This window comes from Luteimonas sp. Soil_N_1 (genome assembly GCF_057656255.1).
Genome location: NZ_JBDGKS010000001.1, coordinates 58,606 through 76,570, shown reverse-complemented (window position 1 = coordinate 76,570; position 17,965 = coordinate 58,606). Strand labels below are relative to the sequence as shown.

At 67.7% G+C, this 17,965-nt stretch carries 14 protein-coding genes; 8 read left to right on the top strand and 6 right to left on the bottom strand.

Translation table 11 applies throughout. The features are described from left to right. Positions 1-10 precede the first annotated feature (10 nt). The 3 genes from AC3A4E_RS00375 to AC3A4E_RS00365 are packed head-to-tail and all read right to left on the bottom strand — an operon-like array spanning position 11 to position 2,411. Positions 11-277: a hypothetical protein gene (locus AC3A4E_RS00375; RefSeq protein WP_487629604.1), complete on the bottom strand. Its 267-nt coding sequence runs from the start codon at positions 275-277 to the stop codon at positions 11-13. Next, positions 274-1,596: an AmpG family muropeptide MFS transporter gene (locus AC3A4E_RS00370; protein WP_487629603.1), complete on the bottom strand. Its 1,323-nt coding sequence runs from the start codon at positions 1,594-1,596 to the stop codon at positions 274-276. Before AC3A4E_RS00370 ends, AC3A4E_RS00375 begins: the two co-directional genes overlap by 4 nt. Next, positions 1,593-2,411 carry an exodeoxyribonuclease III gene (locus tag AC3A4E_RS00365; protein ID WP_487629602.1) on the bottom strand — a complete coding sequence of 273 codons (819 nt, stop codon included), beginning with the start codon at positions 2,409-2,411 and terminating at the stop codon, positions 1,593-1,595. The genes AC3A4E_RS00370 and AC3A4E_RS00365 overlap by 4 nt, the downstream gene beginning before the upstream one ends. An 83-nt stretch (positions 2,412-2,494) precedes the next feature. Here AC3A4E_RS00365 and AC3A4E_RS00360 point away from each other — a divergent pair, with 83 nt between their 5' ends. From AC3A4E_RS00360 to AC3A4E_RS00345, 4 genes are all read left to right on the top strand, one after another. Then, positions 2,495-3,007 (top strand): GNAT family N-acetyltransferase, encoded by a 513-nt coding sequence (locus tag AC3A4E_RS00360; RefSeq protein ID WP_487629601.1) that lies wholly within the window; start codon positions 2,495-2,497, stop codon positions 3,005-3,007. Next, positions 3,004-3,663, top strand: a complete 660-nt coding sequence (pyrE, locus tag AC3A4E_RS00355) for an orotate phosphoribosyltransferase (protein WP_487629600.1) — start codon at positions 3,004-3,006, stop codon at positions 3,661-3,663. The genes AC3A4E_RS00360 and pyrE overlap by 4 nt, the downstream gene beginning before the upstream one ends. Before the next feature lie 34 nt (positions 3,664-3,697). Further along, positions 3,698-4,351 carry a hypothetical protein gene (locus AC3A4E_RS00350; protein ID WP_487629599.1) on the top strand — a complete coding sequence of 218 codons (654 nt, stop codon included), beginning with the start codon at positions 3,698-3,700 and terminating at the stop codon, positions 4,349-4,351. A gap of 72 nt (positions 4,352-4,423) precedes the next feature. Next, on the top strand, positions 4,424-5,218 hold the full coding sequence (locus tag AC3A4E_RS00345) for an undecaprenyl-diphosphate phosphatase (protein WP_487629598.1): 795 nt from the start codon (positions 4,424-4,426) through the stop codon (positions 5,216-5,218). A gap of 3 nt (positions 5,219-5,221) precedes the next feature. On the opposite strand, the gene AC3A4E_RS00340 is transcribed toward AC3A4E_RS00345, so the two are convergent. After that, entirely contained in the window at positions 5,222-6,010 is a 789-nt protein-coding gene (locus tag AC3A4E_RS00340) for a TatD family hydrolase (RefSeq protein WP_487629597.1), read from the bottom strand. 142 nt (positions 6,011-6,152) lie between these two features. Here AC3A4E_RS00340 and hrpB point away from each other — a divergent pair, with 142 nt between their 5' ends. Together hrpB and AC3A4E_RS00330 are read left to right on the top strand one after the other, a co-directional pair. Further along, positions 6,153-8,678: an ATP-dependent helicase HrpB gene (hrpB, locus tag AC3A4E_RS00335; RefSeq protein WP_487629596.1), complete on the top strand. Its 2,526-nt coding sequence runs from the start codon at positions 6,153-6,155 to the stop codon at positions 8,676-8,678. A gap of 249 nt (positions 8,679-8,927) precedes the next feature. Beyond that, entirely contained in the window at positions 8,928-9,284 is a 357-nt protein-coding gene (locus tag AC3A4E_RS00330; RefSeq protein ID WP_487629595.1) for a hypothetical protein, read from the top strand. 141 nt (positions 9,285-9,425) lie between these two features. On the opposite strand, the gene plsB is transcribed toward AC3A4E_RS00330, so the two are convergent. Together plsB and AC3A4E_RS00320 are read right to left on the bottom strand one after the other, a co-directional pair. Next, complete coding sequence (gene plsB / locus AC3A4E_RS00325) at positions 9,426-12,140, bottom strand: glycerol-3-phosphate 1-O-acyltransferase PlsB (protein ID WP_487629594.1); 2,715 nt, start codon at positions 12,138-12,140, stop codon at positions 9,426-9,428. Positions 12,141-12,180: 40 nt separating this feature from the next. Next, the gene (locus tag AC3A4E_RS00320) at positions 12,181-13,122 is read right to left on the bottom strand and encodes a hypothetical protein (RefSeq protein ID WP_487629593.1); all 942 of its coding nucleotides are present in this window, start codon (positions 13,120-13,122) and stop codon (positions 12,181-12,183) included. Between the two features lie 697 nt (positions 13,123-13,819). Between AC3A4E_RS00320 and AC3A4E_RS00315 the strand changes: the two genes are divergently transcribed. Together AC3A4E_RS00315 and AC3A4E_RS00310 are read left to right on the top strand one after the other, a co-directional pair. Continuing rightward, on the top strand, positions 13,820-16,666 hold the full coding sequence (locus AC3A4E_RS00315) for a TonB-dependent receptor (RefSeq protein ID WP_487629592.1): 2,847 nt from the start codon (positions 13,820-13,822) through the stop codon (positions 16,664-16,666). 8 nt (positions 16,667-16,674) lie between these two features. Beyond that, a complete protein-coding gene (locus AC3A4E_RS00310; protein ID WP_487629591.1) occupies positions 16,675-17,961 on the top strand; it encodes an alginate lyase family protein in 1,287 nt (428 codons plus the stop codon). Positions 17,962-17,965 lie beyond the last annotated feature (4 nt).

Below are 17,965 nucleotides of genomic sequence, written 5' to 3'. Positions count from 1 at the left end.
GGGCGGCGCCTCAGCTGGCCGCGGCGGCCTGCGCGGTCTCGCGTCCGATCAGCGCGAACGTGTCGTCGGGCACCTGCTCGAGCGCATCGATCGCGGCTTCCAGCACACCGGTCTCCGCCGCATCGAACGTCGAGCGCTCGTCGCCGACGCTGCTACGCAGCCCCTGTTCGATCAGGAAGCGCAGGGTGCGTGCCTGGCCCCAGCCCTGCGTCTGCGCGTAGTCGGCGATCCGCTCGAGCAACGCGGGGTCGAGATCCCGCAATACGATTTCGGTCATTCCGGAACATCTCCCGTAGCCGGTGCCGCATCCTCACCCAGGCGCACCCGGGGCTTGAGCCAGAAGAAGAGCACAAGCGCCGGCACCGCGACCACTGCCGTGATGATGAAGTAGGTCGCATAGCCTTCGGTGGCTTCGACGATCCGGCCCGAGAAGAACCCGAGCACCTTGCCCGGCAGCATGATCAAGGACGAGAACAGGGCGTACTGGGTCGCGGTATAGCGCTGGTTGACCAGCGCCGACATGTACGCCACGGCCACGGTGCCGAGGAACCCCTGCGCGAGGTTTTCGCCGGAGATCACGATGGTCAGGCGGGTCACATCGCCGTCGGCGCCGATCAGCGCCAGATACAGCAGGTTGCTGCAGGCGCCCATCACGATCGCCACGAACAGCGGCCACTGGATGCCCCAGCGCGCGACCGCGATGCCGCCCAGGAACGCGCCAGCGATGCCGATCCAGATGCCGTAGACCTTGGTCACCGCGGCGATTTCGGTCTTGGTGAAACCCTGATCCAGATAGAACGGGCCGATGATCCCGCCGATCAGCGCCTGGTCGGAGATCTTCATCGCGAGGATGAAGAGCAGGATGCCGATCGCGACCTTGCCGCCGAAGCGGCGGAAGAAGTCGGCGAACGGTTCGACCACGCCCTCGCGCAGACCCTGGGCGAAGTTCTGCGCGCGCACGCGCACGATGTCGGGCTCGGCGGCGAAGAAGATGGTGATGATCGGCACCAGCATGCACGCGGCCATGACCCGGTAGACCGCCGGCCAGGCGACGTGGTCGGCCAGCACCAGCGCCAGCGCGCCGGTGACGATCAATGCGATCCGGTAACCCAGCGAATACGTCGCGACCAGCGCGCCCTGCGCGTTCTTCGGTGCGATCTCGACGCGATAGGCATCCACCGCGATGTCGAGCGTGGCGCCGGCGAAGGCGACCAGCAGCGTGATCGCGACGAACAGCGGCAGCGGGCCGGTGCCGATGCTCGCCATCGCCAGCAGGCCGACCATCACCGCGGCCATCGCCAGCAGCAGCCAGCCACGACGCTGGCCCAGGCGCCCGAGCAGCGGCAGCCGCCAGCGGTCGACCAGCGGCGCCCACAGGAACTTGAACGAATACGCCATGCCGGCGCTGGCGATCATCGTGATGTCGCGCAGCTCCAGCCCGCCCTCGCGCAGCCAGTAGGCCAGCGTGCCGGCGACCAGCAGGAACGGCAGGCCCGACGCGAAGCCGAAGAAGAACATCGTCCACGCCGCGGGCTGGGTGAAGGCGCGCCAGATCGATGGCTTGCCGGCGGGCGTTGCCGGAGCAGCGGTGCTCACGCGCGGTAGTCCACGACCAGCGGGGCGTGATCGGAGAAGCGCGGCTCGGGATGCACGGCGACCGAGCGCACGCGGTCACGCAGCGACGGGGTGATGAACTGGTAGTCGATCCGCCACCCCACATTGTTGGCGCGCGCCGCGCCGCGGTTGCTCCACCAGGTGTACTCGGGCGCATCGGGGCGCAGCACGCGCAGCGCATCGAGCCAGCCGGTCGCGGGCGGTTCGACAAGACCATCGCCGCTGGTGTCGCCGATCATCGCGTTGAGCCACGCGCGCTCGGGCGGCGTGCAGCCGGAATTCTTCTGGTTGCTGGTCCAGTTCTTGATGTCGTGACGCGCGCGCACGATGTTCCAGTCGCCGCACAGCACGTAGTCGCGGCCGCTGGCCAGCCATTCGTCGAGGATGGGTTTCAGCCAGTCCATGACTTCGAACTTGAAGCCCTGGCGCAGATCGCCCGACGAACCGGACGGAATGTAGAACGACACGACACTCAGGTTGCCGAAGCGCGCTTCGATGTAGCGGCCTTCCTCGTCGAAAGGTGCCCAGCCGAGCGAGGTGCGGATCTCGTCGGGTTCGCGCCGCGCGTAGATCGCCACGCCGCTGTAGCCCTTCTTGGTCGACGCGTCGCGGAACCAGGCCTTGTAGCCCTCGGGCAGGAAGTCCGCATGCAGGCCGGACTCGCCGGCCAGCTGGTGTTCCTGCGCCTTGGTTTCCTGCATGCACAGCACGTCGGCGTCCTGGGCGACGAACCAGTCGAAGAAGCCCTTTTTCGCGGCGGAGCGCACGCCATTGGCGTTGAAGCTGACGATTTTCATGCAGACCGGATCCACGTGTACCGGCGCCAAGCCTAACGGATTCGTGCTGACCGGCCGGCTTCCGCGACGCGTATCCTCCGCCGATGTCGTCGGGCCCGCTGCCGTATGTCGTCATCGCCTCGACCGCACAGGCCGAGGCCGCGCGATGCCTCCTGCTCAGCGCGACGCAGACCGTTTACGCGGGCGACATCGCCTTCAATGTCGACAACGCCATGGCTGCGACGGACAGCGACGCGATGGCGGTGCTGCTGGGTAATGTCGTCATCGGTTTCTATCGCCTCGACTACCCGACTGCGGCCTTTGCGAAGCAGGCCGTCGACCGGCGTCTGGTCACGCTGCGCGCGTTCGCGCTCGGCGCAGCCTGGCAAGGGCGCGGCTTCGGGCTGCCGGTGCTCGCCGCGTGCTGCGCGGATCTGGCGCTTCGGCATCCCGAACGGGTGACGCTGGCGTTGAACGTGCATGCGGCCAACGTCATCGCCGTGCACCTGTACAAGCGCGCCGGCTTCGTCGACAGCGGTCAGATCGTGCGCGGCGGCCGCGGCGGGCCGCAACACCTGATGCTGCGCGCACTCGGCGTGGGACAATGGGCGCCATGACCGACCATCGCACCCGTTTCCTGCAGCTCGCCCTCGAGGCCGACGCGCTGCGCTTCGGCGAGTTCACGCTGAAGTCCGGCCGCGTCAGTCCGTATTTCTTCAACGCCGGTCGTTTCGATTCCGGTGTCGCCATTGCCACGCTGGCCAGCTGCTACGCCGATGCGCTGGACGCGGCCGGGGTCGAGTTCGACCTGCTGTTCGGCCCGGCCTACAAAGGCATTCCGCTGGCGACCGCGCTGGCCTGCGAGTACGCGCGCCGCGGCCGCGACCTGCCGGTCGCGTTCAATCGCAAGGAAGCCAAGGCGCATGGCGAAGGCGGCCTGCTCATCGGTGCACCGCTGGCCGGGCGTCGGGTGCTGATCGTCGACGACGTGATCACCGCCGGCACCGCGATCCGCGAGGCGCTGGGCCAGATCGCCGACGGCGGCGGCACCGTGGCCGGCATCGTCATCGCGCTCGACCGCCAGGAGCGGGTGGCCGAGGACAGCCAGGAATCCGCCGCGCAGCGTGTCGCGCGTGAGCAGGACGTGCCGGTCGTGGCCATCGCCGGGCTGTCCGACCTGCTTGCATTTGTCGGCCAGAGCGCGACACTTGCTGCAGAACGCGACCGCCTGCTCGCCTACCGGGCACGACATGGCAGCGGACCTGCAAGCTGACAGCGCCTATCGGCCGTTCAGGGGGACGGACGACATGAAATCTACGATCCGATTCGCCGCGGGCCTGTTGCTGGCCTGCATCGCCGGCAGCGCACTCGCGCAGAAGCCGGTCGCCAGCGACCGCAAGGTCTACTGCTGGAACGAGGGTGGGCGTCGCGTCTGCGGCGACGCGCTGCCGGCCTCGGCGGTGGATGCCGAGCGCACCGAGATCAGCGCGCGCAGCGGCATGACCACCGCGCACATCAGCCGTGCGTTGACCCAGGAAGAGCGCGGCGCGGTCGACGCAGCGGCGCACCAGGCACGGCTCGATGCGGAAGCGCTGGCCGCCAGGCACCGCAAGGAGCTGGCGATGGTGGAGTCCTACGCCACCGAAGACGACCTGCGGCGGGCCTACGGGGAGCGCATCGTGCTGATCGACGAAGCGCTCAAGACCTCGAGCATGGGCGTCGACAACCTGCGCGCCAGCCTGCTGTCGCTGTTGCGGCAGGCGGGTGAGCGCGAACTGGCGGGACAGCCGGTACCTGCGCCGCTGGTCGGGACTATCCACAGCCAGCGGGCGGACCTGCAGCGGCAGCTGGCGATCCAGCAGCAGCAGCGGGGCGAACATGCGGCGCTCGATGGGGACCTGCAGGCGGCGCTGACGCGCTACCGCGAACTCAAGCAGACGCCGGGCGATCCGCGCGACTGATACGCAGTCGGCTGTTTCGAACGGCCGACGGCCGGTATCCTCGACCGCTTGCCCCCGCTTCGCGTAGCCGCCGTGTCCGATCCGATTTCCGCACTCCTCCTCGGCATCATCGAGGGGCTCACCGAATTCCTGCCCGTCTCCAGCACCGGCCATCTGCTGATCGCCCAGCACTGGCTGGGCGCGCGCTCGGACTTCTTCAACATCGTGATCCAGGCCGGCGCGATCCTCGCGACGCTGCTGGTGTTCCGCCAGCGCATCTGGCAGCTGACGACGGGCCTGCGCGAGCGCGAGCACCGCGACTATTCGGCGAAGCTGTTCGTCGCCTTCGCGGTCACCGCGCTGGTCGGCCTGCCGGTGCGCATGGCCGGCTGGGAACTGCCGGAGACCGTCACGCCGGTCGCCTGGGCGCTGATCATCGGCGGCATCTGGATGCTGGTGGCCGAGTACTTCGCCGAGAAGCGCGGGGACAACACGCATGTGACGTGGACGGTGGCCGTCGCGGTCGGTCTGGCGCAGGTCGTGGCCGGCGTGTTTCCCGGCACCTCCCGTTCGGCGACGACGATCTTCCTCGCGATGCTGCTCGGCCTGAGCCGGCGCTCGGCCGCGGCCGAATTCGCGTTCCTCGTCGGCATTCCGACGATGTTCGCCGCCAGCGCCTACGCGTTCCTGGAACTGTGGTTGGACCAGGGCCTGGGCGAAGAGGCGTGGGGCGATGTCGCGATCGCGTTCGTCGCGGCGATGGTCACCGGTTTCATCGTCGTGAAGTGGCTGCTCGGCTACATCAAGCGCCACCGCTTCACCGGCTTTGCGATCTATCGCATCGCGCTGGGCGCGGGTCTGCTGCTGTTGATGCCGTCCGGCTTCTGAGCCTTACGGCAGCCGGAAGAACGCCGCCGCCGTTGCGGTCGTCGCGTCTGCAGTGACCACGACATCCTCGCCGCGATCGCGCGCGAGTTCCTCGACGATGTGCGGCAGGAACGCCGGCTCGTTGCGGCGGTCCTTCGGCAGCGGCTTGAGCGTGCGCGGCAGCAGATACGGCGCATCGGTCTCGATCATCAGCCGGTTGGCCGGGATGTTGGGCACCAGTTCGCGCAGATGCTGCCCGCGGCGTTCGTCGCACAGCCAGCCGGTGATGCCGATGTGCCAGTCGCGGTCGAGGCACTCGAACAGCTCGCGCTTGCCGGCGGTGAAGCAGTGCACGACCGCCGGGCCGATCTGGCCTTCGAACTCGCGCATGATCGCGACGAAGTCGTCGTGCGCATCGCGCTGGTGCAGGAACAGCGGCTTGCCGGTGTCCACGGCGATCTGCAGCTGCCGCTCGAACGCCTTACGCTGGGCGGGGCGCGGCGAGAAATCGCGGAAGTAATCCAGCCCGCACTCGCCGACCGCGACGACCTCCGGATGCGCCAGCAACGCGCGCATTTCCGCATCGCATTCGGCGGTGTATTCGACCGCGTGATGCGGATGCACGCCCGCGGTCGCGTACAGGAAATCGGGATACGCCTGCGCGAGCTCGAGCGCCTTGGGCGAGTGCTCGCGGCTGGCGCCGGTGATCACCAAGCGCGTCACCCCCGCCTCCCGCGCGCGCTGCAATACCGCCTCGCGGTCGTGGTCGAAGCTGTCGTGGGTGAGGTTCGCGCCGATGTCGATCAACTGCATGGGAGGCCGCACACGATGGGGAACCACGCATTGTAAGCGGCGCATCGAGACCGCCGGCCGGGCCGCAGACGAGGGAGAGACGTGACGCACGCATTGCGCATCTGCGTCGACGTCACCACAGGACGTGGTTAGCCTGTGCGCCGTGACGACCGACACCGCCCGCGCATTTCCCATCTCGCCGCTGTTGCCGGAGATCGTCTCCAGTCTCGCCGCGCATCCGCGCCTGGTGCTTGAAGCGCCGCCGGGGGCGGGCAAGACCACGCAGGTGCCGCTGGCGCTGCGCGATGCGGCGTGGCTGGGTGACCGGAAGATCGTGATGCTGGAACCGCGACGCGTCGCCGCGCGCTCGGCGGCCACGTTCATGGCGCGCCAGCTCGGCGAAGACGTCGGCGGTCTCGTCGGCTATCGCATCCGCTTCGAGCAGCGCATCAGCGCGCGCACGCGGATCGAGGTCGTCACCGAAGGCATCCTGACGCGGATGCTGCAGGACGATCCGGAACTCGGCGACGTCGGCGCGCTGCTGTTCGACGAATTCCACGAGCGCCATCTCGCCGGCGATCTCGGCCTCGCACTCGCGCGTGACGTGCAGACCGGCTTGCGCGACGACCTGCGCCTGGTGGTGATGTCGGCGACGCTCGATGGCGCGCGCATCGCGCAGTGGCTCGACGCGCCGCGGCTGTCGAGCGCGGGCCGCAGCTTTCCGGTCGACGTGTCGCATGCGCCGCCGAAGCGCGACGAGGCGCTCGAACACCAGGTGCGCCGGGTGCTCGTCGATGCACTGGCGACGCAGCCCGGTGACGCGCTGGTGTTCCTGCCCGGCCAGCGCGAAATCGCACGCTGTCGCGCCCAGCTCGAAGCCGCGTTGCCCGGCGATGTCGAACTGCTGGTGCTGCATGGCGAATTGCCGGTAGACGCGCAGACGCATGTGCTGCAGCCGTCGACCGATGGCCGTCGTCGCGTGGTGCTGGCGACCAACGTCGCCGAGAGCAGCGTGACCCTGCCGGGCGTGCGCATCGTCGTCGACAGCGGCCAGGCGCGCGAGCCGCGTTTCGATCCCAACAGCGGGTTCTCGCGGCTGGAGATCGTGTCCATCTCGCAGGCGTCGGCCGACCAGCGTGCCGGCCGCGCGGGGCGCGTCGCGTCGGGTGTGGCGATGCGTCTGTGGCCGGAATCGCAGCGACTGGAACCGCAGCGGCGACCGGAAATCGCGCATGTCGATCTCGCCGCACTTGTGCTCGAACTCGCCGCGTGGGGCGATCCCTTGCTGGCGTTTCCGGATCCGCCGCCCGCCGGCGCGATGGGCGCCGCACACGATCTGCTGCAACGCCTCGATGCGCTGGATACGCGCGGTGCGATCACGCAGACCGGGCGGCGCATGCTCGCGCTCGGCACGCATCCACGTCTCGCGGCGATGCTGCTGGCTGGCGCGGATGCCGGCGAACGCGCACTCGCGTGTGACCTGTGCACATTGCTGGAAGCGCGTGATCCGCTGCGGCCCTTGCCGGGCGCACCACGTTCGGATGGCGTGGCTGCGCGCTGGCAGGCGCTTGCGGCGTTCCGCAGCGGACGCACGCCCGCCGATGCGCAACGCGGCGCGCTCGCCGCGATCGATGCGGCCGCCAAGCAATGGCGCCGCCGCCTGAAACTCGACGCCGCGCCGCCGTCGTCCGCACCGGCACACGTGCTCGGCGATCTGCTCGGCCACGCGTTTCCCGATCGCATCGGCTATCGCCACGCACGCGACGATGTGCGCTACACGCTCAGCAACGGCCGCATGGCGCGCCTGTTCGACGACAGCACGCTGCGCGGCGAACAGTGGATCGTCGCCAGCGAATTGCGCCACGAGACCAAGGACGCGCTATTGCTGCGCGGCGCGCCGGTCGATGAGGCGCGGCTGCGCCGACAGTGGCCCGAGCGCTTCACCGATGCCGACGAGACGCGCTGGGATACCGAGCGTCGCGCGCTGGTCGGCGAGCGCGTACGCCGCTTCGACGGCATCGTGCTCGACGCACGGGCCAATGGCCGTGTGGATCCGGCGCAAGCCGCACAAGCGCTGAGCGATGCGGTCGGTGCGCTCGGTCTCGATGTGCTGCCGTGGCGCGATGGTCTGCGGCAGTGGCAGGCGCGTGTGCAGGCAGTGCGCGCGTGGATGCCCGAACTCGCATTGCCGGATCTCTCGGACACGGCCCTGCTGTCGACGCGCGACGCGTGGCTGCGGCCTGCGTTCGCCGGCATCACCCGGCTCGATGCGCTCGGCGCGGACGCGCTGGCCGATGCGCTGCAGCACCAACTGGACTGGTCACTGCGCCAGCAGCTCGATCGCATGGCGCCGGTGCGGATCACCGTGCCGTCCGGCATGGCGCGCGCGATCGACTACGCGATCGAGGCCGACGGCACGCCTGCGCCACCAGTACTCGCGGTCAAGCTGCAGGAACTGTTCGGTCTGGCGAAGACGCCGACCGTCGCCGACGGCCGCGTGCCACTGACGATCCATCTGCTGTCGCCCGCCGGCCGCCCGCTGCAGGTCACGCGCGATCTCGCCGGCTTCTGGGAGCGGACGTATCCGGAAGTGCGCAAGGAAATGAAGGGGCGGTATCCGAAGCATCCGTGGCCGGAGGATCCGTGGAATGCGCCCGCAACACATCGCGCGAAACCGCGTGGCACCTGAGTCCCGTCGATCCGGACCCTTGGCGACAGTGCGACATCACCGCAGAAGTGGGTGCTGCGTGGCGGGGCCAGAGGATCCGTGGAACGCACCTGCGACGCATCGCGCAACGCCGCGCGGTACCTGAGAAGCGCCGGCCCGTTTGCCGAACGTCAGCACAACGGCTGCAGCCGCGACGCACAGCGCTCACGCCAGATCGACAGCCGGTAACGAAGACTCGTCCATCCCACATCGGACATCCGAGGTCATTCCATGAGCAAGTTCGAAGCGTTGTCCGACAAGGCACTGTCGCTGGTCGGCCAGGCAGGCGACAGCCTGCGTCATGCAATTCCCGATTCTGCCGAGAAGTGGCTGCAGACCGGCGTCGCCCTCGGCGCTGCCCGTACCGGCACCAAGCTGGCCGGCAGCTTCCTGCGTCGCAATCCCGCCATCGTGGCCGCCTCCGTCATCGGTGCGGGCCTGGTCTGGGTCGCCGCGCGCCAGTACCGGAAGCGCCAGGAGAGTGGCGCGGTCGAAGGCAGCTCGCGTCGCATCGAACCCACGCGTGCCCCGGCCCGCAAGCGTCCGGCGCGCCGCACCACGCGCAACGGCGGTGATACCCAGGACTGAGCCGCGCCGGCCACGCGGCCGGGCACAGGCTTTCCTGACGCGGGCTTCGGCCCGCGTTTTTTTTGGGCATTTCCAGTCGAGCTGTTCCGGCAGCCCGGCGCTCCCGTCGGGCCGCCCCTCCGGCGTCTTCGCCGGTGTGGCTCAGCCGTCGACAGGCGGCGGCGCGGCCGGCTTTGCGGCCTCGGGACTGACCTTCTCGATCGAGTGCCGCAGCTCGCGACCCAGGATCACCTTTGCGTCCTTGGCGAGATTCGCCAGACGGTCGTCGAAGACCAGCTTGCTGTTGCCGTCCAGCTTGACCAGGCCCAGCTCGCGCAGCTTCTGGATGAAGCCGCGGAACAGCGATTTGTCGAAGAACTCGGGCGCCGCCGGGGCGTACAGCAGCGACAGGCGCTGCGCGGCCAGCTGGCACAGGCTTTCGAGTTCGCCCGCACCGAGCGTGCCCGGGCCGTTCTTGGCCAGCACAGAGATCGCGATGTAATAGCGCTCGAATGCCTGCTGCAAGGGGTGGCTCAGCGCGCGCAGACGGAACACCTCGTCGGTCTGGCCGGCGTTGCGGGCGTAGATGCCATCGTCTTCGTCGCTGACACGTTCCAGCAGCGCTTCGCGTTCGAACGTGCCGAGCGTCATTGCGATCCGCTCGGCGAACGTGTCCTCGTCCCACGGCAGGAACAGCTCGGCCTGCAGGAACGGATACATCGTGCGGCCCAGCCGCAGCAGCGTGTGCCGGCTCATGCGGCGGTTGTGCAGGAAGCAGCACGCGATCCACGCCGAGGCGGTGTAGAGGTGCAGCACGTTGTTGCGGTAGTAGGTCAGCAGCACCGCCTGCTCGTCGTCCACGCGCAGCACGTCGCCGAGCGGATGGGCGACACGTTCGAGCACGCCGATCTCTTCGCCGTGGGCGACGATCTCACCGGGGGCATGCGGCGTCACGGTCACGCGGTCGGAATAGGGCACATCCACCAGCAGCTGCTTGGACAGGGCGATCTGCGCGAGCAGGTCGGTCTCGCCCATCGCGTGCTTGGGCGTGGACAGCAGCGCCAGCGCCAGCAGATTGATCGGATTGACGTCCGCAGCGCGGTTGATGTTCACGTGGATGCGCTGCGCGAGCACTTCGACCGTCTGCGCGAACCAGGCCGGCTTCTCGTCCTCGGGCACGGGGCGTCCGTCCCAGTCGGGCGCGAGTTCGGAGAGGACCTCGCTCAGACGGATCGGCTCGCCGAAGTTCACCACCACCTGGCCGTAGTTGCTGCGCAGCACCTTCGGGATGCCCCACAGCAGCTGCCAGATCGATTCCTTCTTCTTCTGCTTGCCGGACAGCTCGTCCAGATAGCTGCTGCCCTCCATCAGCTTTTCGTAGCCGATGTACACCGGCTGGAACAGCACCGGCTTGCGCGGCTCGCGCAGATAGGCGCGCAGCGTCATCGCCAGTGCGCCGCCCTTGGGCGGCAACAGCCGTCCGGTGCGCGAACGTCCGCCTTCGATGAAGTACTCCATCGAGTAGCCGCCACCCACCAGCTGCGCCATGTACTCGGAGAACACCGCCGAATACAGCGCATTGCCCCGGAAGCTGCGACGCGCGAAGAACGCGCCGCCCTTGCGCAGCAGCGTGCCGATGACCGGCAGGTTGAGGTTGACGCCGGCGAAGATGTGCGGCGGCACGATGCCGCGCCCGTACAGCAGGTACGAGAGCAGCAGGTAGTCCATGTGGCTGCGGTGGCTGGGCGTGTAGATGATCTCGTGCCCCGGCGCGGCTTCCTTGAAGCGGTCGAGGTGATGGACCAGCACGCCGCGGAAGATGCGGTTCCAGACCGTCGTCAGCAGATAGCTCGCTGAGCGCACCAGCGGATGCGAATAGTCGGCGGCGATCTCGTACGCGTAGGCATGCGCCTTCTTCCACGCATCCTCGGGCTTGCTGTTGTCGCGTCGCGCCTGGTCGGCGATCGCGTCCTTGACCGCAGGCGAGGACAGGACCTTGTCGACGAGCAGGCGGCGGGTCGACAGGTCGGGGCCGATGATCGCTTCGCGGACGCGGTTGAAATGGATGCGCAGCACGCGCGAGAGCTTGCGCACCGTGCGTTCGGCACCGAGATCCTCGGCCAGCAGCGGCCGCACGTCGACCGGCTCGGCGAACCGCACCAGCGTGTCACGGCCGTTGAGCAGGATCGCCAGCAACCGGCGGAAGCGGCCCACGATGGTCCAGTTCTCGGAGAACAGCACCGCGAACCAGCCATTATTCTTGTCGGGCGAGCGGCCGACGAAGATCGAGACCGGCATCACCTGCACGTCGAGCGCGGGATCGCGGCGATGCGCTTCGAGCAGACGTGCCAGCGATTCGGAATGGGTGCTCTTGGACTGTGGCTGGCCGGTGGCCATGGCCAGCGCACCGCCGGCATTGCGACGCGACAGCGCCACATAGGCGCGCTTGCGTCCCAGCGGATCGCCCGGCAACGGCTGCAGCGGCGAGGGCAGGCCCGCTTCACGACAGGCACGTTCTAGGATCAGCGCGTTCGACAGACCGTAGTCCTCGAGCACGTAGCAGACCGGGCGCCCGTCGACGAGCGCCTCGGGCGCCTGCGGCTCGACCTTCAGCCCGATCCAGGGCTGCATCACGCGCCCGAGCAGGCCCATCCACCACGGACGGCGGACGGGGCGGCGCACGTGCGCCATCGGCACGGGCAATGCGGCGGGCATGGCCGGGGTGGGCGAACCGGTCGGTGCGTCCGCGGCGCCGGTCAGGCCGTCTTCCACGGGATCGGTCGAATCCGCCGGAACGGCCTGCGGGCGCGCGGCAGGGTCGCGCGCGTCGTCGGCGTTGGGGAACTGGAGGGGCGGTTGGTCAGGCATCGACGGCATTATGCCCAAGCAGCCCCGGCGGACTGCATGTGCGGGCCGATCAGTTGACTGCGGCCGGCGCCGGAGGCGCTTGAGGCGATGCCGGCGCCGCCGCGTCCCGGGCGTGGCGCAGGAAATCGCTGACATACCAGCGGCCGTCATGTCGCGCGACGGCGATCACCGCATCCACCGCCCGGTCGGCAAGCACGTAGCGCATCCGCACCCGTGCCGTGTCGCCGGTCTGGGTATCGAGCACCACCTCGACGCTGTCGAAGGCCCGGTCCAGGTCCAGTCCATAGGCGGTTGCGAGCTGCCGCTTGCCTGCGTTGAACAGTGGCGAAAGCCGGGTCAGACCATCCTGCATGCCGGCGGCCCCGAGCGTGGCATCGCTGTCGATCCCGCCTTCGCGGGCCGCCGCCACCAGTGCGGTGATCGTGCCGCGTGCGCGATCGCGATCCGCCAGCGGCGCCGTCTCCGCCCAGGCGCTCGCGGCGGCGACCAGCTGGGTGTAATGCGCGCGTTCGTCGTCGCTGAAGTCGCCGCCCTGTTCCAGGTACTGGATCGCGAAGGCGCCCAGCGCGACGGCCGCCGAGCGCAGTTCCCGCTCGGCACCGGCGAACTGGCGGTTGAAGGTCTGCAGCAGGATCCGTTCGGCCTGTGGCGCGCCCAGCGCCGTCAGCACGGCAGGCAACTGCGCGGACAACGGCAGCTCGTCGAGGGGCCATCGGGTGCGGCCCTGACGCCAGGCCTCGTCGAGGGCCGGCGCCAGATCCGGTGTCACCGCATCGTGCGCGAAGGCGGCCAGGTCACCGCTGCGCAGGTGCGCGGTGAGCCCGGTGACGGCTTCGACAGGCGTCGCACCGCCCCGCAGGGCCTCGGTCTCCTGCGCCGCCGTTTCACGCTGGCAGCCGGACATCCACATCGCCAGCGGAAGCAGCAGGGCCGCGGCGCGGGCGCGGCGTCGCAGGCGGATGTGACCGGGCGCGCGGACAGGGCTGGGCATGGGGAGACTTCGGCAAGCGGACACCCCATCTTGCAAGCCGGTCGATGACCGGACAAGCGCCGCGCTCACAGGTCGCGCAACACCCAGTCGTGCGGAGTGTCGACGGCACCGGCACCGGCATCGGAGGCTGCGACCTGCACCCATGTCGCAGCGATCGCGCCGGCGTGTCTGCTTGATGGCACAGGTGCAGGTGACACCCATCGGTTCCGCGCATCGACGAACAACGAGGACAGGCGTTCGGATTCGGCGTCCGACGGGTGGTTGCATCACCGTCATCATGATGTTCCAGGCAGCCAGGCTGATAACGGAGACGCTCCATCGAATGGCACCGTGCGCTCGCCGAGCGCAATTTTCGCTATGCGAAGGCAGGGTGCTGCTCCAGTCCAACCCTGTGCCAGCGCGCGTTGACTCGCGGTGTCATTCAAATTATTCAATTGATTCAACGGCTTGTGGTCGGCTAAACACGCGGGTGCTGCATTGCAAGATGAGTGACACGAAGACGCATTGCTACGGTCCCCCACGACAGTTTGAGCCGCTGCTCGAAGAGCGGTCACGAGCTGAATCCATTCGGGTAGACCTTCGAACCGCGCAGGCGGGATCCTTGAAGTCATGCGATGCCCGGTCCGGAAGCACGAGCCATTTCGACGCAGTGCGTTGTGGCCGGGGTGACCTGTTTTCATGTTCTCTGGGAGGGGAAATGAAGCTGCTGATCGATAGAAAGATGACACCGGTTTCCACGCTCGCACTGGCATTGGCAGTCGCGATCTACGCGCCCGGCGTGTCGGCCCAGTCCACGGATGCGACACCGCCTGCTCAGGACGGGGTCGCGAGCACCAGCGATGCGCAGACGCTCGATGCAGTCGTCGTTTCCGGAATGCGCCAGACACAGCGCAATTCGATTTCACTCAAGCGCGACTCGGCCGCGATCGTCGATGCGATCGTCAACGAGGAAATCGGCGCGCTGCCGGACAACTCGGTCGCCGAGACCCTCGAACGTATTCCGGGCGTTACCGCGGACCGTTTCAAGGGGTCCGCATCGGAGATCTCCGTGCGCGGCATGGGGCCCTACCTCGGCTTCTCGACAATGAACGGACGCGAGGTTTCGAGTGGCGGCGGCGACCGCGCCGTGTCGTTCCAGCAGTTTCCGTCCGAGCTGACCAACGGCGTCGTGGTCTACAAGTCCCAGCAGGCCGATCTGGTGGAAGGCGGAATCTCCGGCGTGATCGACCTGCGCACCGCGCGGCCCTTGGACGTCAAAGGCCGGCGCATGCAGGTCGAAGGGCGGGCCAACTACCTGCCGTATGCCGATCGTGCGGACGACGGGCTCGGCAGTCGCTTTTCCGCCTCGTATCTCGACCAGTTCGAGACCCGCATGGGACGTGTCGGCGTGATGCTGGGTGCGGCGACGACGGATTCATCCGCGCCGGAGGACTTCTATACCGCGTCCTCCAGCTTTCGACCGTGCAACTCGATCAATCCGAACCCGGCGGCAGTCACCGCCGGCAACTGCAGCTTCTTGCCGACATCCACGAACCCGACCTACCTGGTGCCCAACCAGATCAACTTCCGCCAGCTGCGCACCGAGGACACCCGTCGCGGCGTAGTGGGTGGCGTGCAATGGCAACCCAACGATCGCCTGGATCTGGGCATGGACCTGCAACTGTCCAAACGACGTTCGTTCGAAGATCGCCGCGACCTGGTACTCGCCGAAGGGCGACGCGGCATTGCCCCGACCGAGCTCACCGACGAGGGCGCGCTGCTGCGCTGGGCCGGCAACAGCTACCTCCAGAGCCACTCCGCCGAACGTCAGCGCGACGAGTCGTACATGGGTGGAGGCCTGTCGGGTTCCTTCAAGGCGACCGAGGCCGTCACCCTGTCCGGCGATCTGTCCTACTCGCGGACGCATCGCAACCAGGTGGAATTCTCCACGCGTCTGCGCAGCAATACCCGCTTCGGGCCGGGCGGGCGCGTTGCGTACACCGCCGACCAGGCCAGCAGCGATATCCCGATCATTGACTTTCTCAACCCGATCGATCTCGACGACCACAGTGCATACACCGGCAACGCGTTCGCACGTCGCGGTGAAGAAGATCGTGAGGACGAGATCCACGCGGCGAAGATCGACCTGACATATGACCGTTACGGTGTCTGGAGCCAGTTCAAGGCCGGAGTCCGGCTGTCCGGTCACGATCGGATCACCGACCTCGACAACGACAACAATCTGGAGTCGATCCCCACTGCGAACACGCTGGCGGGCAACGAAGCCTGCCGCGTCGACAACGCGGTTTCGAACTGGGGCAAGGACAGTGGGACCAACATCGGCAGCTGGGCGCAGTTCGACACGCGGTGCCTGTATCGCGCGTTCACCGGCGTGGACGACATGGGTTCGCTGGCCGACAGCCGCAGCATCAGCGATCTCGACATCACCGAGCGCACGCATTCCGGTTACGTGATGGGTACCTTCAGTACCGACTGGGGCAACATCCCGTTGTCGGGCAACGCGGGCGTCCGTCTGGTCGATACACGCGTGCGTTCGATGGGATACCGCGGCGGCTTCACGCTGGTCACCAGTACCGATCCGGTCTCCGGCCTGCCGTCGTACCGACTGGACCCGGTCGCCGGGTCGTTCGAGCCGATCGTGTCCAAGCATGACTACCAGAGTGTGCTTCCCAGCTTCAACGTGACCGCCGAGGTCAGGGAGAACCTGCTGGTCCGTGGTGCGGTGTACAAGGCCATCGCGCGCTCCAACATCGAGGACCTCGGCTCGGGCCGGGTGCTGATCAGTGATGGCGAGGCGTCGACGCCGGAAGAAGCGCTGAGTGGTGCTTCGGGTGGCAATCCGCGCCTGGAACCCCTCGAGGCATGGAACGGCGACCTGTCGTTCGAGTACTACCCCAATGCGGACACCAGCTACGCGCTGGCGCTGTTCTACAAGTCATTGAAGGGCGCGGCCGTACCGGCCCAGCCGGGTGCATTGCTGGAGACGTATGTCATCGACGGCATCAGCTACACGGTGCCGGTCGCGCAGCAGGTCAACAGCGGGTCGAGCAATTACGTGCGCGGTTTCGAGCTCTCAACGAACATGGCGTTCAGCTGGTTGCCTGCGCCATTCGACGGGCTCGGCCTGCAGTTGAACTACAGCTACGCCGATACCGATTTCGAATACAACGATCCGTCGGCCGTGGATCCAGCCAACCCGCTTGCAGGCTTCGTGCCACCGGCCGGCATTCCCGGCCTGTCGAAACACACCGGCTCCGCGACCGCCTACTACGAGCGCGGAGGTTTCGCCCTGCGCTTCGTCTACAAGTACAGATCCGGCTACTTCAAACCCAGCGGCTTGAGCTCGAACCGTATCGTGGACGCGTCCGGTTACCTGGACATGTCGGCGTCCTACAACGTCAACAAGCATGTCCAGCTGCGACTGCAGGCGCTGAACCTCAACAACGAGCATCAGCGGATGTGGCGCCCCGTCGATGGCAGCATCGCCGAGTCCAGCTACTTCGGCACCAGCTACCTGCTCGGCGTGCGGGTGCGGTTCCGGTGAGGACCTCGATGCCCAACATGCTTGGCCTGTTGTTGCTGGCCACCGCCTTCTCGGTTCACGCCGCAGACGGGGATGCCCCGGTCTGCCATGGCTCCGACGGTTTCGCCAGCGCCTTTGAAGGTCGCGCCACCTACCTCTGGAAGCCGCAGCATCTGATCGCCGCGCGCAGCGCACTTCTGGCAGGGGAATCCGTTGCGCGTGACGCGCTCCTGCGTGACGCGGAGCGTGCACTCCAGTCGGGGCCTTACACCGTCGTCGACAAGACCCGGCTGCCGGCAAGCGGAGACGCGCACGACTACACCAGCCTGGCACCGTACTGGTGGCCCGATCCCGATCGCAGCGACGGGCGTCCTTACAAACGCCGCGACGGCGAGTTCAATCCCGAGCGCGACGGCGACCGGTTCGACCTCACCGACCTTGAAGCGATGAGCCAGGATGTCGAAGCGCTGTCGCTCGCGTACTTCCTGACGGACGACAACCGTTACGCGGAGAAGTCCGCCGCGCTGATCCGGGTCTGGTTCCTCGACCCCGGGACGCGCATGAATCCGAATCTCAACCATGCCCAGTCGATTCCAGGGCGCGTGTCCGGCCGTGCCGAAGGCGTCATCGATGTGCACCGCCTGGTCCGCGTGGTCGAATCGGTCGGCCTCATGGCGCCGAGCGGTGCGCTTTCAGTGGACGAAACCACCGCGCTGAAAGCGTGGTTCGGCGAACTTGCGCACTGGATGCAGACCAGCACGATCGGTCGACAGGAACGTGCGAAGAACAACAACCACGGCATCTACTACGACGTGCTGCTGAGCCAGTTCTCCTTGTTTGCAGGTGATGCGGAAACGACCCGCGACGTCGTCGAATCGGCACGGCGCAAGCGCCTGGATGCGCAGATCAACCGCAAGGGCGCCCTGCCTGAAGAACTGGCCCGGACCCGGTCGATGCACTACACGAGCTGGACCATCACTGCCGCGATGGACCTGGCGGATCTGGCGCGATGCGTGGACGTAGACCTCTGGAACCACCCGTCCGCAGAACGGAGCCGGCTTCGCGCCGCGGTGGATTTCGTCGCCCCGTACGCCGGCCGTGAGCAGACCTGGCCATGGCCGGAACTCAACAGGAGCGAAGCCATCGGCCTATACGCACTGTTCGCGCGCGCTGGTGACGCGTGGGCGTCGTCCGACTACTCGGCCATGGCCGCCGGCTATGCACCACGGTACGCGGCACGTCGGCTGAACTTCGTGCTGCCGCCTCTGCCTGTGGGTGATGCACCAGCCGATCCGCCCGCCGCCAACGAACGCTGACACT